Origin of the sequence: Aegicerativicinus sediminis, from assembly GCF_015476115.1 — a bacterium.
In the GTDB taxonomy this organism is placed as follows: Bacteria; Bacteroidota; Bacteroidia; order Flavobacteriales; family Flavobacteriaceae; genus Aegicerativicinus; species Aegicerativicinus sediminis.
In genome coordinates, this window is sequence record NZ_CP064295.1 from 2,379,256 (window position 1) to 2,403,566 (window position 24,311).

The following is a 24,311-nucleotide window of genomic DNA, read 5'->3' on the forward strand; positions in this document are numbered from 1 at the left end:
CTTTAAGATTGGTATAATCGTCTAGGAATTGCAATTAACCGAATTTTCATAAAATAAACTATAATCTTTAACTGATGAAAACATTCTTTTCGCTGGCCTTATTTTTCCTGTTTTGTTTCGTGTGTACAGCTCAAACTTTTGAATACAAAATTGTTACCGTTATAGAATCGATAGTTCCTAATGGACTGGGACGATCTCGAATGATTAGTTCTGAAGAGAACCGTGATTATAAGGAATATACATCCACTCGTACTGAAGAGGAGGATGAGAGAAATAAATCGGATCGCGGGGACATACGAGTTAAAAATTTTGAAGAAACCAAATTGCTCAATTTTTTTAATTTGGGCGGAATACGATTTCAAAATATTGCAGCGAATGACGTTGTGGTTACCTCCAAGATTAATGATTTGGCAAAACAGGGCTGGGAGTTGACTTTCGTTAATACTGGTGTTGAAAGTTATAGTGGAGACAGTGATAGTAATGGAATTTATGTCACCAGATATATTTTTAAAAGAGCCATTGAATAAATTTCCTCATCAATAGAACTGGATAATTTTTTTTAATCATCAACAAGCGTTGAAGCTAAATTGTCTAAAATTCAAACGGTCTAAACAATTTAGACCGTTTTTTGTTATTATGTTGTACCTATGAATTAAATGCATTAATTGTTTTAAAAAACTGTTTTTCCATTCTTCTTTATCATGTTTTGCTTCTTTTTCCATCATCTATTCTTCGACGAACAGCACATTTTTAACCAAAATGCCTAATTTTTCTTACCATTCATCTAATACTCTATTAGATTCAATTGAGCTCTTAAACTAATTTGTAAATTTCACTAGGTAAACAAAATTCCCTCAATTTTTAAAGTTTTATAATGTTGCTATACTATTGGCAAGTCACTTATTTTACTGATAGCAGTAAGATTATTCTTGGCGTTTTCTTCGGTTTGTTGATTGCGCTGATGATCTATATTGCTTTTAGAATTATTGAAATGAGTTATGTAATGCGTTATAAAAAACCATTTTATATTCATTTACCTATTTGGATGCGTTCACTTTCCCATAATCAAAGAGCCATATTACATAACCAATTTGCATTTTATAGTAAATTATTACCACGTCAACAGCGTTATTTTGAGCACAGGGTGGCAGCGTTTATGAAGGACAAGCGTTTTGTGGGACGTGAAAGTTTATTGGTGACCGACGAAATGAAAGTTCTAATTTCAGCAACGGCAGTGATGTTAACTTTTGGTTTTAGGGATTTCTATATCGGACTCATTGACCGAATTTTTATTTATCCCAACATATTCTATTCAGTTGGAAATGGTTCATTTCATAAAGGAGAATTTAACCCTAAGTTACGGACATTGGTCCTCTCTTGGAAGCATTTTAGAAGAGGTTTCGAAATTGAAACTGATAAGGTAAATCTGGGGATTCACGAATTTGCACATGCAATACATTTAAATAGTATTAAGGAAAGAGACGTTAGTTCTACTATATTTTCTGACAGTTTTCAAGAATTGACTGATCTTCTTACTAAGGAGGAAGAATTGCGTAAAGAACTTGTGTCCTCTAACTATTTCCGGGATTACGCCTATACCAATCAATTTGAATTTTTAGCAGTGTTGATTGAATCCTTTATTGAGAAACCTAAAGAGTTTAAAGAACAATTTCCGCAAGTTTATAGCAAAACAAAACAAATGCTCAATTTTAATTTTGCTGGATATTAAAAAACCCTTACTGATATTTTCAATTCGGTATTGATCAAGTAAAGTTTTAATTAGCCGACTACCCTATATTTCTAATAATCTCACCGCCAGGTTAATTATTAGTTTGTACATTTTTCATGAATATTTTCATTCCTGGTATTATCAGCATAGTTTATAAATTTCATGCATTCGACCCAATTGTATTGGATGCAGCAATGATATTTTCTTTCAATACTCCATAAAATGATCCCAGAAATTACGGCAATTATGTGCCACTTTTGAAAGAGGATTAAAAATGAAAACCACAGGGGTTAATTGACATAAGTCATATGAAATTGAATTTTATAAAATTATTTTTAAGAATAAAATGATTTCAAGATGCTACTCGACAAACCAATTACAGAAATAATGACTAAACATGTCATTACTCTCACTTTGAAAGATGATTTAGAAACGGCCGAAAATCTTTTTAAAAGAAATCGTATTAGGCATATTCCCGTTGTTAGTAATGGAATTATTGAAGGCATGTTGAGCAAAACAGACCTATTAAGGATAAGTTTTGCAGATTCTATAAATGATGAGGACAAAGTGGAGTCCGTTGTTTATAATATGTTTGATATTTCTCAGGTAATGACAAAAAATCTTGAGACTATTACAACAAATACCACCATTCGTGAGGTGGCAGAAATACTTTCAAGAAGGGAATATCATGCTTTACCTGTCATGGAATACGGTAGATTGGTTGGTATCGTTACAAGTACTGATTTAATAAAGTATATGCTTTACGCAGATAAAGTTAACTCATAGTTGAGTCTCCTTCTTTAATTTCCTTACAGTTTCAAAGGGGTTTTGGGAATTGAATACAAAACTACCGGCTACTAGTATGTCTGCCCCAGCTTCAATTAATGATTTCGCATTTTTAATTGTTACTCCTCCATCAATTTCAATTTTGGTATTGGCATTTTCTTTTTCGATTAAATCCTTTAAATCCTTTACTTTTTGAAATGTACGATCTATAAAGGTCTGCCCACCGAAACCTGGATTTACACTCATTATGCAGACTACATCAATATCGTTTATTACATCTTCCAATAAGCTGATTGGGGTGTGTGGATTTAACGCAACTCCCGCTGACATTCCTTCTGATTTTATCGCTTGAATGGTTCTATGCAAGTGCGGGCAAGCTTCGTAATGTACAGTTAAGTTGTGAACTCCCAAGTCGGCAAAGGTTTTTATAAACCTGTCGGGATCAACAATCATTAAATGTGTGTCTAAGGGCTTCGTAGCATATTTAGCGATGGCTTTTATTACGGGCATGCCAAAGGATATGTTGGGAACGAAGACGCCGTCCATCACATCTAAATGAAACCAATCGGCTTCACTTTTATTTACCATTTCAATATCTGGTAGCAGATTGGCAAAATTGGCAGCTAATAGGGAAGGGGCGATGAGTTTGTCGGACATTTTTTTTAGTCTTAAATATGGCGCAAAAGTAACAAAAAAATGAACCCCCGGTAATCAGCCGGGGGTTCTTTCATCAATCAAAAAACGAACAGTTATGTTTGTAACTGTCAGTAGCCGTAATTTAGTCGTAATTTTTGAAAATTACTAACCTAAATAAGTTTTTAATATTTTACTTCTAGAAGTATGCTTTAATCTTCTAATTGCTTTTTCTTTAATTTGTCTTACACGTTCCCTTGTTAAATCAAAGGTTTCGCCAATTTCTTCTAATGTCATTGGGTGTTGATTACCCAATCCAAAATACAATCTGATTACGTCGGCTTCCCTAGGTGTAAGTGTTTCAAGAGCTCTTTCAATCTCAGTTCTTAAAGATTCATGTAAGAGGTCTTTATCTGGGTTAGGAGACTCACCACTCCGCAAAACATCATAAAGGTTGGAATCTTCACCCTCAACCAAAGGTGCATCCATTGATACATGACGACCAGAATTCTTCATGGATTCTTTGACATCATTGATTGTCATATCCAATTCCTTGGCAATTTCCTCCGCAGATGGCGGACGTTCGTGGCTTTGTTCTAAGAAAGCGTAGGTTTTATTAATCTTATTTATAGAACCAATTTTGTTCAATGGTAGTCGTACAATCCTAGATTGTTCAGCTAATGCTTGTAAAATAGATTGACGGATCCACCAAACCGCATAAGAAATAAACTTGAAACCTCTCGTTTCATCAAAACGCTGCGCAGCTTTAATTAATCCTAAATTACCTTCGTTGATTAAATCTGGAAGCGTTAAACCTTGGTTTTGATATTGCTTTGCTACGGAAACAACAAAACGAAGATTCGCTTTGGTCAATTTTTCTAAGGCTATTTGATCGCCAGCCTTAATTCTTTGTGCCAATTCTACTTCTTCGTCTGCAGTAATTAGGTCCACTTTGCCAATTTCTTGTAGATATTTATCTAAAGAGGCGGTTTCCCTATTTGTAACCTGTTTGGTTATTTTAAGTTGTCTCATTTAATTTTCCTGAGTTATCGGGTGAATGTTGTTGCTTTTAGTTATACGTAACAAAGTCTCATAATGTTACAAAAAGCAAAAGGAAATTTAAATTTTTATTAGATTTTTATTTGTGAGATTAATTGCGTCCAACATTTCATTGGTGAACTTATAATGGCCACGCGTTGTAATAAGTCTAAACCTATGAGATTTTAAGTTGCTCAAAGTGTTTAAAAATAACCATTTAGATTTCAATAAATTGGGCTTGGTAGATTTCAAACTAATATCAAAAATATGCTTTCTGCCCTCTTTTTCTGCAACAATGTCTGGTGTAACACTAATGTCGCTTCCTTTTTTGGCGTAAGATTTTGGGGATTCATAACCGTCTAAATCAGCTTTAATATTCTCAAAGCCTCGTTGCTTAAGATACTCTACTGAGTCACTTAAAAATTCTGTATATTTTTCTTTGTCCGTATAAATCATAACTATCAATGTAAAAATAATCTACATAAATCCAAATTATCAGCTGAGTTTAACATCAGATTTAAGGTAATTTCCCTAAAACCAAAATAATATGTTAATTTTAAAATACTAACAACCTTAATTATAAATACGATGGCACCTCCTGAATTTTATAGGAGTTTGATTTATTGTGTTAAGGCAAAAGCTGTAATTTTTGCTGCTATTGTATTTTGTATAGGTGAGGTTTCCTCCCAATCGAATTCTCCATTTATCAAACAATTTACTATAGAAAATGGATTGCCTCAATCTTCTATAAATGATTTAGTTCAAGATGAAAATGGTTTTGTTTGGTTAGCTACGGCAAAAGGACTGAGCAGGTTTGATGGCAAAAATTTTAAAAATTATTTTAGTCGTGTAGGTGATTCCCTATCTCTTTCGAACAATTATATTAATGTTTTAGAATTCGATTATCAAGGTAGCATTTGGGTAGGTACGAATGGTGGAGGGATTAACGTATTTAATTCTAAATCTGGAACTTTTCATCGAGTTCAACTCACATCATTCAAAACAGAATTAATAATTAACTCCATCCAATCTTACGGAGATTTTATGTATTTATCTTCACCACAATATGGGATTTTTAAGGTTAATGCTACTGATTTAACTTTAGTTGATTCTTACCCAATCCAAGATGTAACCTCTTTATTCGTCGAGAAAAGTACAGGTGTATTGTGGATAGGGCAATTAAATGGAAATGTTTTAACTACATCTTTGGAGACGGCATTTCGTCCCACCTTAATAGTCTCGCTTACAGGAAACATACAATCTTTTTATGTGTCGGGTAACTTTATTTTTATAGGTAGTTACGATGGTCTATATGTTTATGATTTTGTCAGTGGCCAGTCCCAATTGTTGGAATTAGAGGAATCTAATGCGTTTTCAACCAGGCATGTTGTTGATTTTATTGAACAGGATGAAAATTCAATTTGGGTAGCTACGGGAAGAGGTCTTTATTTACTCTCAACATCGACCTTAAAAAGTTTGAAAACAATTGAATATGGTGATGATTCCAAGAAGTCTTTAACCAACAATACCGTCACTTCCTTACTAAATATTCAAGATAATAAATTGTTAGTTGGTACTGCCGGTGGTCTTAATTTGGTTGATTTTTCGCCTCTTTATTTTCAAAATATTTCAAAAGATAAAAGAGGAGAACACCTTCTTAATGACAATGTAGTTTTCTCCATTCACAAATCTGGTAATGATTTATTGGTTGGCACCTCAGATGGAGGTTTAAATTTTATTAGAAATGGTGAGGTTTACCAGTATTTAGATGATACAAATTCTCCGAATAGTTTTGTTGGTTCTGTAGTTAGGGAAATTTGTGAGGATACAATAAATAATAGATTTTGGTTTGCAACGACCCGAGGACTAAGTATGTGTAATTCTAAAAACTTTAATCCTAAATCGCCAACCTTTAAAGAATTTAAAAACGATCCTAACGATACAAATACCATTACAACAGATTTTCTTAAAGGTTTAGCCTTGGATAATCAACAAAATATATGGGGAGCAGCGTACCAATATGGTATTTTTAGATTAGAATATACCGAAGATAGTAGTTATGTTGTAACAAGATTTTTAAATGAGGAAGAAAATACTAACTCATTAATTAATGATGTGTCCCAATGTATTAGGGTTGATAAGCAAAATAGAATTTGGATTGGAACTGGTGGAGGAGTGAGCATTTTAGAATTTGAAGGTTCAGATTATTCAAATCCACAATTCACCCATTTTACTTCAGACAGTTTAAGAAATCCTAAAAGTTATTTAACCCATAATTCTGTTTATGATATCACTTTTGTGGATGATAAGGTATGGCTGGGTACCGCCAATGGTTTGAATAGGATAAATCCTGATGGAACTGTTGACCGCTGGTATTCGCAAGATGGCTTTGAGGATAGCTTCGTTTACACCGTGCAAAATGATGATACCGGCAATCTTTGGCTTGGTACTAATGATGGCTTGGTGCGATTTAATCCCATCGATCAAATCTTTACCAGATATACAGAGCAAGATCAAATTCAGAGCAAAGAATTTAATATACATGCAAGGTTCAAGGGTGAAGATGGAGTTGTTTATATGGGTGGCATGGGTGGCGTTACCTATTTCGATCCAAACAGGATAGAGAAAATTGACGAACCCCAACGACTTTACTTTTCAAAATTAGAGATTAAGGATAAGCAGGTTGAACCTTATTTGAATGATCAAGCTATTTTAAAACAGGATATTCTCGCAGTTGATAACTTGAGAATTGCACGTAATCATTTTCCTTTTTATTTAACTTTTTCTAGTATTGATTATGGATTTGAACGAGAAATCCAATATGCTTATAAGTTATTGCCTATAGATACTGATTGGAATTTGTTGGAAGACAATAAAATCCAGTTTTTAAATTTACCATGGGGTACTCATACACTTTTGGTAAATGGTTTTAGCAGAGGTAAGGAATGGAATGCGGAACCCCTTAAAATTACATTGACAATTACTCCTCCTTGGTGGTTGAGTTCTTACATGCTTTTCGTTTACGCAATTTTAATTCTGGCATTAGGGTATTGGTTTTATCGGTTTACAGTATCGCGCAAACTTGCGCGGGCGGAGAGTTTGCGACTCAAAGAAATTCAGGTTTTGAGAAGTGGCCTTTATACAAATATTACCCATGAATTTAGAACTCCTTTGACGGTTATTTTGGGTATGGCAGACCAACTTAGATTGCAACATCCCAACTCTACCCAACTACTCAAGCCCATCCGACTTATTGAAAGGAACGGGAAACGGATGTTGTCATTAATAAACAATTTGTTAGATCTCTCTAAGATAGAAGAAGGAAATGTAAGGCTCATTTTAATTCAAAGTGATATTGTCCCATTTATAAAGTATTTGGCGGAAAGTTTTCAAACATTAGCTGAGCAAAAGGATATACAGCTCATGCTGTATACAGAATTAGAGCATTTAGATATGGATTATGATGAGGAGGTTATTCAAATTGTAATTTCCAATTTAGTTTCCAATGCGCTAAAATTCACGCCCAAATTTGGAAAAATAGTCATGAAAATTTCCAAAGGCAAACTGGAAGATAGGAATGCCATCGTTATAAGAGTAAGAGATGACGGTATGGGTATTGCTCCTGATGATTTAGATAAAATCTTCAATAGATTTTATCAGGTAGAAACAAGCATTTCTAAAAGTGGAGTAGGTACTGGGATTGGCTTGGCTCTGGTTAAGCAATTGGTTTATTTGCTAAAAGGTGAAATAAGTGTGCATAGTGAGTTGGGAGCTGGTAGTGAGTTTGTTGTTAAATTTCCTATTTACAATCAAGCTCCAATTAAAACCGCAGATTATGGTAATGGTTTAAGGCAAATAGGTTCATCTTTAATTGAGGAAGAATTGAAAGAGTTGGTAGCAAATGAGGATGCCCCACACATTTTAATCATTGAAGATAATGAAGATGTTGCTTATTATATAAAGGCTTGTCTCGAAGATTACAAGATAACACATGCACTTTCCGGAAAAGAAGGATTAAAATTGGCTGAAGTGGATATTCCTGATATTGTTATTTGCGATTTAATGATGCCAGAAATGGATGGGTTTGAGGTATGTACTCAATTAAAGTCTAATGACAAAACTGACCACATCCCTTTAATTATGTTAACGGCAAAAGATACGGATGAGGATAAATTGAAAGGTTTAGCGATAGGTATTGATGCCTATTTAACCAAACCTTTTAACAAGGAAGAATTACTTACCCGAATAGACAGTTTGATTCTGCAAAAGAAGAAGCTTCAGGAAAAATACAAGCAAAGCATTTTACCTATGCCCAATGCTGAAATGCCTGAAATAAAAACTCCGAAGTTTCTTAAGAAAATTGACAAAATAATACATGATTGCATAAATAATCCAGATCTTAATGCAGAGTTCCTTTCTCAAAAAATAGGTATGAGCGAATCTCAGATTTATAGAAAATTAAAAGCATTAACAGATAAATCTACCGCCATTTATATTCGTCAAGTAAGGTTGCATAAAGCCTATGAAATGTTAAAGTCAGGGGATAGGGGTGTGGCAGAAATCGCGTATGATACTGGTTTTAAGGATCCATCATGGTTTAGTAGGTCTTTTAAGGAAGAATTTGGTTGTGCTCCAAGTTCATTTTTGCAAAAATAGGTCAAGGGTTTGCATAAATAGTGAATTCATTATTTATACATAACAGCTAGTTTTAGTTCCTTCCTAAAGCTCTGATTAGCATTTCAATCATTTATCAACCATTTTTTGCGATTATGGATATCCTCACTATTACCAATTTTCTATTGATTGCTGGAGTCATTCAAGGTTTTGGATTTAACCTGGTAACCCTATTTATAAAGAAAAAGTTGGGACCAACGGTTGTTTACTTAAACTTGGTGGTTCTCGCCCTATCACTTAATAATCTTCAAGCTTGGTTGGTAGAACATGGTTATATTTCTCCAAACTTTGTTATTCAGCAACTGGAGGTTCCATGGTATATGTTTATCATACCAATGTTTCATGCTTTTACGGTTCACTATTTGAGAATTGAGGATAAGGTTAAGACCTATGTAAAATTTGCAGTTGGTTTATTTGTTTTTGAAGTATTAATCAGGTTGACCCTAACGTCCTACGTATATTATGAAGTTCCTAACCAAGATAATTATTTAATTCAGAGATATACAATTTATGAAGAGCTATTCAATTTAATTTTTATGGTTTTCATATTTATTAAGGCGATCAATTTAGTCTTTTTTAAACATGAATTATTCAAGTATATATTAACGTACGACGATATAAAATGGATAAAGATTTTTATTTTCCTTGGGGTTGGAGTGATTGCTTGTTGGGTTGGTGCAGTTATTTTTAATGCAATAAATAATAATGAAGAAGCCTATTATGTGCTAAGAATAGCAGATTCTGTATTATTATATTGGATTGGATACCAAGGTTTTTATAGATACAATGTAGTTCAGGACCGCATTTATTTGAGGAGATCGATTTATAATGAGCCTACCTTAAATGGGGAATTTAAAGTGAAAAATATATTTAACTCCTCTGAAAAGAATGAAGTGAATGAGAAACATCAAAAAGATTTCAACCGTATAAAAAACCATATTCTTGAAGAGAAACTTTACCTGGACCCATTATTAAACATGGAGCAACTAGCCAGTGATATGAATATGAGTAAAAGCTATTTTTCAAAACTTATAAATACCTACAGTGCTTATAATTTTTCTGATTTTGTTAATTCCCTTCGTGTTGAGCAGGCCAAACAATTATTGTGTAATGATGAATTCGATCAGTATACGATTGTAGCTATCGGGCTGGAATGTGGTTTTAATTCAAAATCAACATTTTATTCATCTTTTAAAAAGTTTACTTCTCAAACCCCTACTGAATTTAAAGCGCAAATCGCTTAGTAGTGTCCGAAAAAATCCATCGGACATCCTAAGAATTCGTTGGACTTCCGAAAACAACCATAGAGGATGTTTCAGGATATCTAAAATATCATTAACGATTATGTTTGAATTGTTATTAATCAACAAATCAACACGTTATGATACCTATATTAACCATATATCTATTAAACAAATTAGGGTTTAGAGTTGATTTAGATGTCGTTAAACTCAAATTCAAACAATTTCTGATCAACCTTAAATCCATTTTTTGGATTCTGCCTCTATTGTTCTTGTTATTATCCTCTTCGGAAATGAACAAGCCCGAAAAAGTAGATTACTTAACATTTGAAATTTTCCGAAAAAGCAATCGAATAGGAATGATTCATGTCGAAAAACAATTGTTTGAGGATAGAATCAGATATGAGATAAGCAGTTCTATTGATACGCGTCTTTTAATTAAAATAGAAGCAGAAGGAAAAGAAACTTCAGAATTTGTTAATGGAGTTTTGACGTATTCATCTGTTTTCAGAAAATTAAGCAACAAAACAAAATCTAATCACCAGGTAGTTCTTGATAATGGTTCATATAAAATGAAATCAAACGGGGAGATTGAGAACTTGAAAATAGGTAAAATATACCAAAATTTAGTGTCTCTATATTTTAATGAACCTAATCCATTATATGAAGTCTACTGTGACAATGATGGCACTTTAGCTGAAATAATTAAAATAAAACCGAATGTCTATAAGGTGGAAATTGCCCCTGGGAAGTACAATATATACCATTATGAAAAGGGCAGATGTGTCAGGGTAGACTCTCATACTGCATTTTACAGTGTAAAGCTCATAGCAAATTAGACAATTTCATTTATCATATATACTAATAACATGGAGAATTATGGAAACTACATTAAATAGAACTTCAGAATTGAAAATTGAAAATTCTTTAAGAGTAGAAACTTTGGAAGAATTGTCAACAAATCATGATAATAAATCAGATTTAAAGAAGGCAATTGTTATAGGGGGTACTACTGGAATTGGTAAAGGAATAGCCAGTATCTTATTAGAAAAGGGTTTTCAAGTCACAGTAACTGGTATTGAAAAAGACTTTATTGAAAATAATGAATATGTGGGGCACAAAAATCTAAAAATTGAATATTTAGATTGTATCAAAGACTCATCTTCAAGAGCCCTAAACGGTATTATCAAAAAAATTGGAGGGTTAGATCTTTTAATACTTAGTGCAGGTATTGGAAATTTAAATAAAGATCTAGGTTACAAAGTTGAAAATTGGGCAAATCAATTGAACGTATTTTCATTCACGGAAATAGTTGATTTCACCTATAGGTTTTTCCAAAAGCAAGGTTTTGGTCATCTCGTTGCCATAAGTTCTATTGCAGGATTAATTGGAAACGGAAAATGCCCAGCGTATCATGCTGCAAAAGCTTACCAAATATCATATATGGAAGGCTTAAGACAACGAGCAAAAAAGGATCGACGAGATAACAAGCAAATTTATGTAACAGATATACGTCCTGGTTTTGTGAAAACAGCAATGACAAAAGGAAAGAAAATGATTTGGGCTGCCTCTGTAAAAAAGGTAGCTAAGCAAATTTTTAAGTACATCCAAAAGAAAAAGGGGTATGGGTATGTATCAAAAAGATGGCTCTTGGTGGCATTGATAATTAAAGTAGTGCCCACTTGGGTCCGTGTAAGATTTTAAGGTATTGTTATGGACATTATATCTTATAATCCCCTCTATTTGGCAGCTCCAGTACTTTTGTTCTTTGTGGTTATAGAAATTTTATACACCAAAATTAAAGGGTACAAGAAAATTTATTATTGGAAAGATTTATTTACAAGCACAATAATGTCTATAAGCGTTGTAACCTTACAACCAGTCTTGAAACTCATTTCTTCGGCTGCCATATTCTATTTTCTATTCGATTATTTTAATCCTGAAGTAGACGAAATATATAATAATATTTTCGGTTATGAGTCCTTCAGTTGGAGCTGGAATATTTGGATTTTATGTCTACTAGGTACCCAACTAAGCCAGTATTGGTGCCATAGATTGAATCATACAATAAGGGTTTTGTGGGCGGCACATTTGGTTCATCATTCCTCTAATCATTTCAATTTCGGTACTGCCTTAAGATTGAGTTGGATTGCAATGATATACAAACCAATTTTTTATGTTTGGTTGCCAATTGTAGGATTTCATCCTGAAATGGTCATTTTTTGCATGGCTATAGAAAATGTTTATCAATTTTTGTTACACAGTGCCTACTGCCCAAAACTTAAATATGTAAATCTGGTTTTTGTTACACCCAAATTACATCAGGTACATCATGCTAAGAATCTTAAATATTTAGACAAAAATCATGGAGCTATTTTTAGCTTTTACGATAGGGTTTTTGGTACCTACCAAGACTATGATGAGAATATAGATATTGAATATGGGATTACCTCAAAAATTAATTCATTAAATCCTATATCGATTACCACTCATGAGTTTAAAAGAATTTTTCAAGATTTGCAAAAATCTAAATGTTTAAGGAATAGTTTTATGTACGTATTTGGTCCTCCGGGATGGAGTCCGGACAATTCAACATTAACTGTGAGACAGATGCAGCAAGAGGTAATTTCGGTGTAATAGTTGTGAATGAAATTAATATGTCACGAGCTTTCTAAATTGTATTAAATCTCAATTTAAAGCATCCATTTTCATAAAAGTTTTGGGAACAAAATTTGTCTGAATTTCGTAACTTATAGTCTCAAATCCTCTCCCATAGAACTTTTCGGACTCCCAATATTTACTGTCGTTTTAACTTAGTTAAGTATAAAATTTAAGACGATGAAAAATTCATTATTTAAGCAGTCTCTTATAATTGGTTTATGTTTTATTTCCGTTTATAGTTTTGGCCAGAATAATTCCCATATAAAATTCAGGTCAATCTATGCGGAAGTTGGCATGTTTACTACTCTCGATGGAAATTGGGATACAGAAGATTTTAATGGTATTAATTTTACTGGTGGAATAGATTTTTTCTGGGATGATGTAATTTTTGGTGCCCGTATAATTACTGGAACAAGTCCAGATTTGGTCGATTATTTCGAGAATGGTGATGAAAGTTACACTGAGTGGAATTTTACTTTAGGTAAGGAATGGAAATTTTCATCTAATTTTTCCTTTGATGGAACTATTGGTGTCGGTTTATTTTATCATCGAATAGAAAGCAGTACTTATAATTTAAAAGAAGAACTCTTTGCTCTATCGTTAAAACCACAGTTAAGGTATTATTTCACTGATAATTTATCATTGGCTTTAGGGTCACAATTTAATATTCTCCCACTTTTCCTATCTGGGGGACTGTCACTTCAATATCATTTTAACTAATCATATAAATCTAATATCATGAGAGCTTTTGAATCTTCTCAACCAAATCAAAACGTACCACTTTACTCTATTGGTAAAAAAAACAGTAAAATAATTTCATGGATATTCACTTTTGCCATACTTCTACTGAATCTGGGATGTTCCTATTTTAAAGTTCAGGAAGTCCCTGTTGCCAATAATGAGGACATTGCAAATAAGCTAAATGAATTCAACAATCAAAGTAAGTATATGGTCCTTCATAGGGGAATAGACCTTTTTCATTTGCAGGATCCTGTCATAGATGGGGATAATTTTACTATTAAAGGAAACATTACTGCAGTTGGTTCAAATCATATATATAAAAAGGTTCCAACTATTGGAAAGTCTGGAAAATATAATCCGAAAACTCAAAACCCACTTAATGAAGTGCATCTCTATTTTTCCAATGATGTTGATTTAAATATAGGGACTAATGATGAAATTAATCTAGCAAAATTGGAATCGGTAGGAATCGTAGACAAAAATACCGGTAGAAGTGTTGCAAATGTTTTTCTTGGTGTCCTAGGTGCTTTTGCTGTAATTGCAATTATTATTGCAGCAACAAAAAGCTCTTGCCCTTTTATTTATTCATATGATGGTCAAGATTATGTCTTCAGCGGGGAATTGTATCCAGGAAATATTATTAAAAATGCACAATCTCCGGATTACCTTAGACTATCAGGAATAAAAAACTCCGATGGATTTTATAAAATAAAAATCAGTAATGAACTTTTAGAGGTAGAACATACCGACCAAATTCTACTTTGGGTAATAGATCACAACAAATCAACAGAGGTTCTTTTAGATCCTATGGGTAAACCGGTTTATTTTGAAAATTTAGTTTCCCCTTATGCAATTAATGAAGATGGGTATAATGCTGATATTTCAATAATTGAAAATTTAGATAATAGGTATTTTTCCTTTAATTCAAATAACACTAATTCAAAAAATACGAGGGAACTAACCCTAAAATTTAAACGCCATTCAAATGCAAAAAATGCAAGTTTGAAATTAAGTGCTAAAAATTCTCTTTGGCTTGATATGCTTTTCGGAAAAATGAATGAAAAATTCGGCGCTTATTATCCAACCTTTCAAAAGAATCAACTAGATCTAACCAAAGACAAAGCTGAGGAGTGGAAAAACAACCAATCAATTCCATTAAGCGTTTCTGTTTTGGAAAATGGAGTATGGAAGAAAATATCAGACATTCCATCTGCTGGGCCAATAGCATTTAGAGATATTGGTCTTTCAGTAAATCTTGAGAATATTAAAAGCGATACTGTTGAAATAAAATTGGAAACAGGATTTATGTTTTGGGAGTTAGACTATGCAGCAATGAGTTTTGATGCAAATAGTGAGGCAATAATTCATAAAATAGCTCCATCGTTGGCCATTACCAATATAGGGAAAGATGTTACTAATTCATTGCTGAAAGCTGACAATGAATATCACATTCAAGATGAGATTGGCCAATCAGTTGAAGTGTCATTTAAAGCTCCAAAACAAAACCCAGATTTAGAAAGGTCCTTCTTTGTGCAGTCACAAGGTTATTATACTTATATAAGAGATTATGAAGGGATCCCGAATTTCACAGAATTAGTACAATTCCGTAAGCCTGGATATTTTCCAAGATTTTCAGAAATGCAATACAATGAGACAGTAGTGCCATTTATCAATGCCGAAAACCAAATGACCTTGAAATAATGAGAGCCACAATTTTAGAATCAAATATAAATAGAGAATCAAAGGTTGCCGATTTAAGATTGATTCATAATAAAGAATTGGTATCTAAATCTAAAAATTTAGTCGGAAGGTCACTAATTAAAAGACATTGGTTCCTACGTTTTAGCCTTATAAAAATTTTAATAGAGACCTATAAAAATCCTTTTGATTGGATTAGGGGGATGATTTTTCTGATAAGGTTAAGAAAGAGTGTTTTGGGTGAATTTACATTAAAGAAAATGGTAGAGGTTGACGGAAAATCTTATATGGGTCTCTATACACCTGGTTGGAATGATTCAATTTATAGGCGGTTCATAACGTCTGAATTGATCCATTTCAAAAGTCATAGCCAAAAAGTATTTAGATTTAATCATGTCCATTTAGCAATAACTAATAAATGTGCTTTGCGTTGTGACCATTGTTATGCCTGGGATAATTTAAACCAAAGGGATCCGCTGAATAAAGAGGAAATGATTTCCGTAATCCAAAAAATACAGTCATTGGGTACTGCTCAGATTCATTTCACCGGAGGTGAGCCAATGATAAAGTTAGACATATTGCTTGAATTGGTTCGAGCGGGTAATTGGAAATCAAATCTTTGGTTGAATACCTCAGGCTTTAAATTAACCTTTGAAAATGCTAGAAAATTAAAAAAGGAGGGATTAACGGGAGTAATGATTAGTTTAGACCATTTTGAAGAAAATAAACATAACGATTTTAGAAAGTATAAGGGTGCTTATCGATGCGCTATTGAAGGAGCTAAAAATTGTATTAATAATGGCTTGGTTACAGCATTTTCCATCTGTGTTTCAAATGAGTTTGTTACTGTTACTAACTTAGATAGATATATGGAATTGGCCAAGGATATAGGGGTGCACTTTGTTCAAATTCTTGAGCCCAAGAAAGTGGGTCATTATAAAGGTAAAGATGTTGAATTAGAGTATTCTAAAATTAAAATTTTGGAGAAATTTTATGAAACCTACAACTTCACAAACGATTATTTAGAATACCCTTTAATTTCCTATCACGGTTATTACCAAAGAAGAATGGGTTGTTTTGCAGGAGCAAAACGCAGTATCTATCTTGATGCAAAGGGAGATTTACATGCGTGCACATTTTGTCATTCACCTTATGGAAATGTGTTAGATGACAATTTCGATTCTCAACTAATTAATTTAAGGGAAAATGGATGTCCAACTTTCCGAAATTAAAAACATGGAATTTTTATTCAGCTTGGGAAATTTTGAAATTTGGTTACTACTATTTATAGCCCTGTTGCTTCGGTATTTTTTAATTGCCGGAATACCATATATCTATTTATATGTATTAAAAAATCCAAGATTTGGTGGTTATAAACTCCAGAAACAATACCCAAGTATTGATCAGATATTTAAAGAAATTAAATTTTCAGTTTTAACATTGTTCATTTATAGTTCAGGGATTTGGTTGTTCTTAATATGGCTCAAAACCGGTTTGACTAAAAACTATTCAGAAATTTCTGAATTCGGATGGGGTTATTTCATTTTAAGTATTTGTTTGATGATCATTCTTCACGATGCCTATTCTTATTGGATTCATAGGATTATTCATCACAAAAGGATTTTTAAATATGTCCACTTATTGCATCATAGCTTTAAAAATCCATCTCCCTTCTGTGCCTTTGCTTTTCATCCTTTTGAAAGTATTCTAACTATGGGAATAATTCCAATAATCATGTTTATAATACCTTGGCATCAATATGCTTTGCTGATTTTTGTGACAATTATGATTCTGTACGACACTTTTGTTCATTTAGGATTCGATATACCCTTGTTAAGAGTGGGTAGATGGCAAAATACATCGGTTGAACATGATATACATCATAAAAACTCCCGGTATAATTTCGGTCTTTATTTTACTATTTGGGATCGCTTAATGGGAACTTTTAAATCTAAATTAAAATGATATTTAAACATAAAAATTTATTACTCTTTGAATTTAAAAAATTAAAATATTAGCCATCTCAGTATTATTTAGTTTAACCGTATTTTGACCTAATTTAATTGACCATTTTAAGTTTTATTAGTAACATTGGGTACTATTCCAACTTTTTAAAATGAACTTAATTATTCTTTATAAAAACCATCCTCTTTTGATGATGGTTTTTCTTTTTTTTCTCCCCTATGTATTAGTTGCACAAAAAGTTTCATATCCCTATCAAAATTCAGATTTATCAGTAGAAGATCGAATAAAGGATTTGATTTCCCGAATGTCCCTAGAAGAAAAGGTTCGGCAAATGGATATGTATAAAGGAGAGTACTTTAAGACTGAAGAAACATTCGATTCAATAAAAGCAGCTCCTCACGTTGGAAATTTGGGGGTTGGCGCAATCCATGATATTTATCCTCGTTCCGAAAAAATGATTAATGACCTTCAACAGTATGTGATTGAAAATAATCGTTGGGGAATACCTGCTCTTATTATGGCTGAAATGCTTCACGGATACGTGGATGATGGCAATACTGCTTTCCCAATGAGTATTGGTCTAGGGGCCACCTGGGATATCGATTTGTTATATGATGTGGGGAGAGTAATTGGAACAGAGGCCAGGGCCCATGGTGTTCATTATGGTTTGGGTCCCGTTTTAGGGATTGGTAGAGAGCCACGTTGGGGTAGGGTGGCTGAAACCTTAAGTGAAGACACTTACTTAGCCTCAGAATTGGGGCTGGCACTGGTGAAAGGAATGCAAGGAGATACTTTAGCTAATGATAACACTGTTATTTCAGAACCTAAACATTTTGCTGTCCATAGTTATCCTCAAGCGGGAGGTAATTCATCACCAGTACTCGTGGGAGAACGTACTGCACGGCAAGATTTTCTTCCTGTTTTTCAAAAGGCATTTGTTGAGGGAGGTGCTTTGGGGACGATGTGCGCCTATTCTGAATTAGATGGTATTCCGTGTGCATCAAATCCTTGGCTCTTAACTGAAGTTTTAAGAAATGAATGGGGATTTAAAGGCATTGTCATTTCAGATTTGGGAGCAATAAAATATATTCAAACTACACACTACGCCGCGGATTCCCCTAAAGATGCTATTAAAAAAGCGGTTTCTGCCGGAGTTGATATGCAGTTCTACGATTTCAGTAATGAATTTTGGCAAAATACTCTTATTGAATTGGTTAATGAGGGAGACCTATCTATGAGCCATGTTGATAGAGCAGTAACTGGAGTTTTGAGATTGAAATTTACCCTAGGGCTTTTTGAGAATCCTTACATAAAAGAAGGGATTATTAAGGAACGTAGTCATACTAATGACAATCAACAAATTGCATTGGAAGCAGCGCGGAAGTCTATTACTCTACTAAAAAATGAAAATGATGTGTTACCGCTATCCAACACTCTAAATAGAATTGCGGTTATTGGACCTAACGCGGATGCCTCTAGGTTAGGTGGTTATTCAGTTCGAAATAAAAAAGCTTTAACGGTCAAGGAAGGATTGGAACGGATGGTAGGTAAGTCTACTGAAATTGTGTATGCAGAAGGAGTTCCTTTAATTATAAAGGGTCAAGCTGTGGAGAATGAATATTTATTAACACCTGACGGCACAACCCCTGGACTAAAAGGGGAATATTTCAATAATCGCAATTTGAACGGCGATCCCGCACTTATCCGCACAGATTCTAAATTGGAATTTGACTGGCCGTGGTCTCCTGGAGAAGGTGTTCAGGACGATATGTTTTCCATTCGATGGACAGGATATTTAAAACCGGAAAAATCTTTTGAAGGTTGGTTGGGACTCAGCTCTGATGATGGTATCCGTATGTGGATCGATGATCAATTGGTAATTGATAATTGGACTAAGGGCGCTACAAACATTGTAACCCATCCTATGAAATTTGAATCAGGTAAAAAATATAAGTTGCGTATTGAAATGTGGGAAGGCGGCTGGGGAGCAAGGGCACATTTACGGTGGAATCTTGAAAAATTAGATTTTACCCCAGCAGTAAATCTAGCGAAATCTTCAGATGTGGCCATAGTAGTTTTAGGAGAATCAGAGGAATTGGTAGAAGAGAATAGAGACGTGGCTACATTAGATTTGCATGGGGCACAGGAAGAATTAATTAAAGCTATTAAAGCCACCGGTACTCCAGTAATTTGTATCCTTTTGAATGGGAGGCCACTATCGATTAATTGGATAAATAATAATGTTCCAGGAATTATTGAAGCATGGTTTCCTGGGGAGTTAGGAGGGCAGGCAGTGGCAGAGGTATTGTTTGGTTACTACAACCCTGCAGGTAGATTGCCTATCACATTTCCAAAATCCGTGGGTCAATTGCCAATATATTACAACCAAAAACCCTCAGCAATCCATCGGTATGTATCAGAGAGTCAAGATCCATTATATACTTTTGGTTTTGGTTTAAGTTATTCTAGTTTCGAGTATAGCAATTTAAAATTGAGTACTTCAGAAATGGGGTCGAGCGACACATTAACTGTTAATGTGGATATTAAAAATACTGGGGATAGGGATGGGGAAGAAGTAGCTCAGTTATATATCCAAGATGTTTACGCCTCTGTTTCTACGCCACGAAAGTCTTTAAAGGGATTTCAAAGGGTATTTATTCCCAAAGGTCAAACCAAAACAGTGGTTTTCGAGTTGAATTCAAATGAACTTTCCATTTGGGATAAGGATATGAAATTCACTGTAGAACCTGGAGATTTTAAAGTAATGGTAGGTGGCAATATAAATGAGACTATTTCTACAACTTTTAGGGTGAAATAGAACCATTATTATTTGTCCGAATTTCTCTAGAATCAATTTTTTCGGATTCTAATTTGAGATTATTGAAATAGATTTAATGAAACCATTATTAAATTCTAAAAAAATGAAATTACCAACATTCCTTAAACAGTTTATTTCTCTAGCAATGAGTTTATTCTTTTTGTTTAGTTGTTCCGTATACCAAAAATCTTCTCTTGAAGAATTAAGCGCAATTGATAAAAAGGCTTTAATAAAAACTAATGATAATAAACGGCTAACATATTACAAGATTGTAAAAAAAGACCAAGAATATTGGGGTCAAACAAAGCTGAAAGGAGGTAATTTCATGGAAACAAAAATTTATACTGAACAGGTGAGTGAAGCAAAGAAAAAGAATACAGCGCTTTCAGCAGTTGCAACGGCTTCATTAGGCTTGATTCCACTGACAATTCTTATTGTAACTGCTGCAAATGAGCTTGATTATTCATGTCTTTTATGTGGGGACGATTAACATTAAACAAGGATTGCCTAAATAATACAACCTAACTTTCAATTGAATAAAATAAAAAACCGCTCAATATTTGGAGCGGTTTTTCAGCAGTATTAGTTGTTAAAACTTTAAACTCTTACGTGTCCATCACCGAACACGTAATATTTATTAGTTACCAGTTGTTTTAGACCTAAAGGACCACGATGGTGAAGTTTGTCGGTGCTAATCGCTAGCTCTGCACCAACCCCCATTTGTCCGCCATCGGTGAATCTTGTGGAGGCGTTTTGGTACACAGCAGCACTATCCACACCTTCCATGAAATTTATAGCTTCTTCTTCATTTTCAGAAATTATAGAAGCAGAATGCCCACCAGAAAATTCATTTATTTTTTCAATAGCCTCATTTATTGATGCAACTTCACCAATAAGCAATTTCATTGCTAGAAATTCCTCATACCAAATATTACTATCTGTTACTGTTTCAATAGTTGATAGCTTTTTAGAAATCCCCTCATCAACAATTATTTCTACTTTGTGCTGGTTAAGGAGTTCTTGAAGTTCTTTGAGCTTTTCGGAATAATTATCAATATTCTTATTAATCAATACTTTATCTAAAGCATTACAAGCTGAAATTTTATCTGTTTTAGCATTTAATATGATTGTCTTTGCTTTTTCCCAATTGGCATTTTCTGAGACATATAAGAAATTATTACCTCGTCCACTAATTAAAACCGCGCAGTTAGCATTATCCTTTACAAATTTAATAAGCCGTTCGCCACCTCTTGGAACAATCAAGTCAATTGATTCTGTTGGATTTTTTAGAAATTCTTGGGTTTCCTCTCGTTTTAAATGCAAAAGTTTAATCCAGTCCTTAGCTAATCCATTTTCTTCTAAGGCTTCATGCCAGCATTTCTCCAAAGCAAGATTGCTGTTCTTTGCCTCTTTTCCACCTTTTAGTAAAATTTTGTTATTCGCTTTAAAGGCTAGAACTGAAGCTTCTATGGTTACATCAGGCCTTGATTCATATATAATCATGATAGTGCCAAATGGAGCGGTTTTATTTATAATTTTCAAACCATTATCCAAGGATTCATTTGAAATCTCTTGACCGACAGGATCTTCCTGATTCATCACCTCCTTAACAGCTTTAATCATTCCATCTACTTTTTGATTATTCACGATTAATCTGTCATAAAGAGCCTGGTCATCTATATCAAAGGCATCCAAGTCTTTTTTATTTGCCTCAATAATTGATTGGCGCTCTCTATCCAAGATGTTGATCATGGATAACAGTACTTTATTTTTTATTTCTGTTTTTAATAATTGCATTTTTTTAGCTTATAAATTTTGTTCCAATATTTTTACCGTCTATAATGTCTACGATGACATTGTCACGTTTACCATTGGCTATATATGTAGGAATATTTTTCTTAGCCATTCCCTTAGCTATTTTTAATTTGGATTCCATTCCTCCTCGACCTTCACCTTCCTGTTTATTAGTTGCAGCAACGTATTTCTCTACATTATGATGCACCTTAACCTCATTAATTTTCTTGGTATCCTCTCTATCGGGATGACCATTATAAAGTCCTTCGGTATCGGAAAGTATTATAAGACGATCGGCGTCTAATAATTCAGCCACAAGACTTGCTAACTCATCATTATCCGAAAACATTGACATTGATAGTGAAACTGCGTCATCTTCATTGGCAATTGGTGTTACCCCTTCAGATAATAAACCCTCGTAGCACTTAATCATGTTATCTCGGTGTTTACCTTGGTCAAAATCACGTTTTGTTGCTAAAACCTGAGAACATCTTAAGCCGTAATCATTGAAAAGACTATAATAATGGCGCATCAATCGAGGTTGTCCTACGGATGAATAAACCTGCCTTCTCACGGAAGTGTCTTTGATTGAAATCTCTCCTAAGATTTCTTTTCCTGCGATTGCCGAACCGGATGAAACCAAAATAACTTGTATCTTACGTTCGTACAGTATGGATATTTGTCTAACCAATTCCCTTAATACAGGTCCTAATATGCGATTGTCTCGATTTGTAAGAACATTGGTTCCTACTTTTACGACTACACGTTTTATTTCTTTTTCCATTGTTTCTATTTATTTCCCAATTCAACGGCTCTATCAAATGCAGCGAACGCGGCATCCTTTATCCGTTCTTTGACATTGTTATCCTCCATTGAATCAATGGCAGCTTGGGTTGTTCCTCCTTTAGAAGCAACTTTTTTAATCCAACCTTCCGGAGAAATTTTATTTGCATTAAAAAGTTCAATTGCCCCTTCAAACGTATTGCTTACTAAAACTTTTGAATCGTATTCCGAAAAGCCCATTTTACGTGCAGCCTCCAACATGGATTGCATAAAATAGAATACGTAGGCGGGTCCACTCCCTGATATACCAGTGGAAGCATCAATAAAATTTTCTGTCTCCACATGTATGGATGTTCCGGTGGTGTCTAATAGATTTCTCACCATTAATAATTCTATCCTTGAAACGGATTTGGCTTCAGTGTATGAAGTAACGCCTTTCCCTACTTTCGCAGGTAAGTTTGGCATGGTCCTCACAACTTTCTTAGCTTGAAGTTGTTCTTGAATAGTTTGAATCGTTACTCCTGCCATCAAGGAAACAAATAGTTGATCTTCGTTAATCAAAGGAATCATTTCCTTAAATAGTGTTTCACTGTGAAATGGCTTTACTGCAATGAAAACAACATCAGCAGTAGGTAAACAATCTTCAAGATTTGAATAAGCTTGAAAACGTTCGTCTTCTTGTAATTGTTCTATTTTTTTTGGGTCAGTATCGTAAATCTTCAATTTCTTATTTCCAAGTAATGAAGAAGTCGACATGCCTTCGGCGTAAGTAAATCCCATATTACCCGCACCGATTACTAAAACTTTCATGTTTAATTTTATAAATATTCACCCTATAGGCACAAGGATTGTGCAATCGTGCCAACTAAAAAAGTTATTTTATGATTTTAGCGAATATGTTAAAATTATGGGGAATACTTGAAGGATGCCATAACCTGAAGGTGGAATTCTTAGGAGATTCGAAAATGTATTAAAATAAATTATGCCATAATTTCTGACATACTGTCGGATTTTTATCTAATTGTACCTATTTCGAACTTAGAAAAGATATTAAACTGCGATTTAGATTATTCTAAATTCATTAAAAATGTGGAAATGTTCATTGACTTTGCGGAACAAACCAATCGAATTTTGATATACATTTAGAAGTACTTTAATCTAATTGGTCAATGAAAGCTCTTGAGAATTTTACCTTGTGTTGTATTTTACTTTTTACCTTAAATGGATTTGGGCAAAAACCAAAATCTCCTTTGTATAACTGTAAATTGGAACTGGTTAACAAGGAAAAGTTTAAAAATATCCTATATGATGTAGATAGTACAAGCCTGTATTTATTTGAGGGTAAACAAATGGATTCTTCGCAACTTGTCCGATTTAATTTAACGGATATTAGAGTATTAAAGATTCGGAAAAAAGGAGGGCCAGGTGGTGTACTTCTTGGTGCTGGCATAGGCGCAGTTGTGGGTTTAATTGCTGCAACAGCTGAAGGTGAAGATGATTCGGCCTGGTTTAACTTTGCAAAAGAAAATTTAGGTACTTTTCCCACCATGTTAATCACCACTCCCATTGGCGCTGGTATTGGTGCTATAATAGGTTCGAGTGGTGGAATGGTTTTTAAAAATAATGGAGACCCAAAATCTTCGAAAGAGTTGGCGTTAAACTTACAAGAGTACACATATAAAAAAAGGTAACTTATTTTCTGCAATAATGTTTTAAACAAAAAAAACCGCCAATTGCTTGACGGTTTTTT

The 24,311-nt window shown here is 33.8% G+C and carries 21 protein-coding genes; 15 read left to right on the forward strand and 6 right to left on the reverse strand.

What is annotated here, in order from left to right:
- The first annotated feature begins 74 nt into the window (after nucleotides 1–74).
- The 3 genes from ISU00_RS10300 to ISU00_RS10310 all read left to right on the forward strand — a co-directional run bounded on the left by ISU00_RS10300 (nucleotide 75) and on the right by ISU00_RS10310 (nucleotide 2,515).
- Nucleotides 75–527, forward strand: a complete 453-nt coding sequence (locus ISU00_RS10300) for a hypothetical protein (protein ID WP_228850576.1) — start codon at nucleotides 75–77, stop codon at nucleotides 525–527.
- A gap of 347 nt (nucleotides 528–874) precedes the next feature.
- On the forward strand, nucleotides 875–1,729 hold the full coding sequence (locus ISU00_RS10305) for a zinc-dependent peptidase (protein ID WP_228850577.1): 855 nt from the start codon (nucleotides 875–877) through the stop codon (nucleotides 1,727–1,729).
- Between the two features lie 357 nt (nucleotides 1,730–2,086).
- Nucleotides 2,087–2,515, forward strand: coding sequence for a CBS domain-containing protein (locus ISU00_RS10310; RefSeq protein ID WP_228850578.1), 429 nt, complete (start codon nucleotides 2,087–2,089; stop codon nucleotides 2,513–2,515).
- On the opposite strand, the gene rpe is transcribed toward ISU00_RS10310, so the two are convergent.
- The 3 genes from rpe to ISU00_RS10325 all read right to left on the reverse strand — a co-directional run bounded on the left by rpe (nucleotide 2,510) and on the right by ISU00_RS10325 (nucleotide 4,642).
- The gene (gene rpe, locus ISU00_RS10315; RefSeq protein WP_228850579.1) at nucleotides 2,510–3,172 is read right to left on the reverse strand and encodes a ribulose-phosphate 3-epimerase; all 663 of its coding nucleotides are present in this window, start codon (nucleotides 3,170–3,172) and stop codon (nucleotides 2,510–2,512) included. The genes ISU00_RS10310 and rpe overlap by 6 nt on opposite strands.
- A 144-nt stretch (nucleotides 3,173–3,316) precedes the next feature.
- Complete coding sequence (locus tag ISU00_RS10320) at nucleotides 3,317–4,180, reverse strand: sigma-70 family RNA polymerase sigma factor (RefSeq protein ID WP_136842664.1); 864 nt, start codon at nucleotides 4,178–4,180, stop codon at nucleotides 3,317–3,319.
- 87 nt (nucleotides 4,181–4,267) lie between these two features.
- A complete protein-coding gene (locus ISU00_RS10325) occupies nucleotides 4,268–4,642 on the reverse strand; it encodes a hypothetical protein (protein WP_228850580.1) in 375 nt (124 codons plus the stop codon).
- Nucleotides 4,643–4,774: 132 nt separating this feature from the next.
- Between ISU00_RS10325 and ISU00_RS10330 the strand changes: the two genes are divergently transcribed.
- The 11 genes from ISU00_RS10330 to ISU00_RS10380 all read left to right on the forward strand — a co-directional run bounded on the left by ISU00_RS10330 (nucleotide 4,775) and on the right by ISU00_RS10380 (nucleotide 20,474).
- Nucleotides 4,775–8,842 carry a hybrid sensor histidine kinase/response regulator transcription factor gene (locus ISU00_RS10330; protein WP_228850581.1) on the forward strand — a complete coding sequence of 1,356 codons (4,068 nt, stop codon included), beginning with the start codon at nucleotides 4,775–4,777 and terminating at the stop codon, nucleotides 8,840–8,842.
- 113 nt (nucleotides 8,843–8,955) lie between these two features.
- Nucleotides 8,956–10,104, forward strand: coding sequence for a helix-turn-helix domain-containing protein (locus ISU00_RS10335; protein ID WP_228850582.1), 1,149 nt, complete (start codon nucleotides 8,956–8,958; stop codon nucleotides 10,102–10,104).
- A gap of 137 nt (nucleotides 10,105–10,241) precedes the next feature.
- Nucleotides 10,242–10,940 carry a DUF6134 family protein gene (locus tag ISU00_RS10340; RefSeq protein ID WP_228850583.1) on the forward strand — a complete coding sequence of 233 codons (699 nt, stop codon included), beginning with the start codon at nucleotides 10,242–10,244 and terminating at the stop codon, nucleotides 10,938–10,940.
- Between the two features lie 40 nt (nucleotides 10,941–10,980).
- Nucleotides 10,981–11,805 (forward strand): SDR family NAD(P)-dependent oxidoreductase, encoded by an 825-nt coding sequence (locus ISU00_RS10345; RefSeq protein ID WP_228850584.1) that lies wholly within the window; start codon nucleotides 10,981–10,983, stop codon nucleotides 11,803–11,805.
- Between the two features lie 9 nt (nucleotides 11,806–11,814).
- On the forward strand, nucleotides 11,815–12,738 hold the full coding sequence (locus ISU00_RS10350) for a sterol desaturase family protein (RefSeq protein ID WP_228850585.1): 924 nt from the start codon (nucleotides 11,815–11,817) through the stop codon (nucleotides 12,736–12,738).
- Between the two features lie 201 nt (nucleotides 12,739–12,939).
- The gene (locus ISU00_RS10355) at nucleotides 12,940–13,482 is read left to right on the forward strand and encodes a hypothetical protein (protein ID WP_228850586.1); all 543 of its coding nucleotides are present in this window, start codon (nucleotides 12,940–12,942) and stop codon (nucleotides 13,480–13,482) included.
- Nucleotides 13,483–13,500: 18 nt separating this feature from the next.
- Nucleotides 13,501–15,204 carry a hypothetical protein gene (locus ISU00_RS10360; protein WP_228850587.1) on the forward strand — a complete coding sequence of 568 codons (1,704 nt, stop codon included), beginning with the start codon at nucleotides 13,501–13,503 and terminating at the stop codon, nucleotides 15,202–15,204.
- Nucleotides 15,204–16,433 carry a radical SAM/SPASM domain-containing protein gene (locus tag ISU00_RS10365; RefSeq protein WP_228850588.1) on the forward strand — a complete coding sequence of 410 codons (1,230 nt, stop codon included), beginning with the start codon at nucleotides 15,204–15,206 and terminating at the stop codon, nucleotides 16,431–16,433. The genes ISU00_RS10360 and ISU00_RS10365 overlap by 1 nt, the downstream gene beginning before the upstream one ends.
- Nucleotides 16,434–16,437: 4 nt before the next feature.
- Nucleotides 16,438–17,166, forward strand: coding sequence for a sterol desaturase family protein (locus ISU00_RS10370; RefSeq protein ID WP_228850589.1), 729 nt, complete (start codon nucleotides 16,438–16,440; stop codon nucleotides 17,164–17,166).
- Between the two features lie 151 nt (nucleotides 17,167–17,317).
- A complete protein-coding gene (locus tag ISU00_RS10375) occupies nucleotides 17,318–19,984 on the forward strand; it encodes a glycoside hydrolase family 3 N-terminal domain-containing protein (RefSeq protein ID WP_228850590.1) in 2,667 nt (888 codons plus the stop codon).
- A 103-nt stretch (nucleotides 19,985–20,087) separates the two neighbouring features.
- Nucleotides 20,088–20,474 carry a hypothetical protein gene (locus ISU00_RS10380; protein WP_228850591.1) on the forward strand — a complete coding sequence of 129 codons (387 nt, stop codon included), beginning with the start codon at nucleotides 20,088–20,090 and terminating at the stop codon, nucleotides 20,472–20,474.
- Nucleotides 20,475–20,581: 107 nt separating this feature from the next.
- Here the strand turns inward: ISU00_RS10380 and ISU00_RS10385 are convergent, their stop codons facing one another.
- Genes ISU00_RS10385 through proC form a run of 3 tightly spaced genes read right to left on the reverse strand, consistent with a single transcriptional unit; the run spans nucleotide 20,582 to nucleotide 23,371 of the window.
- On the reverse strand, nucleotides 20,582–21,781 hold the full coding sequence (locus ISU00_RS10385; RefSeq protein WP_228850592.1) for a glutamate-5-semialdehyde dehydrogenase: 1,200 nt from the start codon (nucleotides 21,779–21,781) through the stop codon (nucleotides 20,582–20,584).
- A 4-nt stretch (nucleotides 21,782–21,785) separates the two neighbouring features.
- Nucleotides 21,786–22,562, reverse strand: coding sequence for a glutamate 5-kinase (proB, locus tag ISU00_RS10390; RefSeq protein ID WP_228850593.1), 777 nt, complete (start codon nucleotides 22,560–22,562; stop codon nucleotides 21,786–21,788).
- A 5-nt stretch (nucleotides 22,563–22,567) separates the two neighbouring features.
- The gene (proC, locus tag ISU00_RS10395) at nucleotides 22,568–23,371 is read right to left on the reverse strand and encodes a pyrroline-5-carboxylate reductase (protein ID WP_228850594.1); all 804 of its coding nucleotides are present in this window, start codon (nucleotides 23,369–23,371) and stop codon (nucleotides 22,568–22,570) included.
- Between the two features lie 359 nt (nucleotides 23,372–23,730).
- Here proC and ISU00_RS10400 point away from each other — a divergent pair, with 359 nt between their 5' ends.
- Entirely contained in the window at nucleotides 23,731–24,252 is a 522-nt protein-coding gene (locus tag ISU00_RS10400; RefSeq protein WP_228850595.1) for a hypothetical protein, read from the forward strand.
- Nucleotides 24,253–24,311 lie beyond the last annotated feature (59 nt).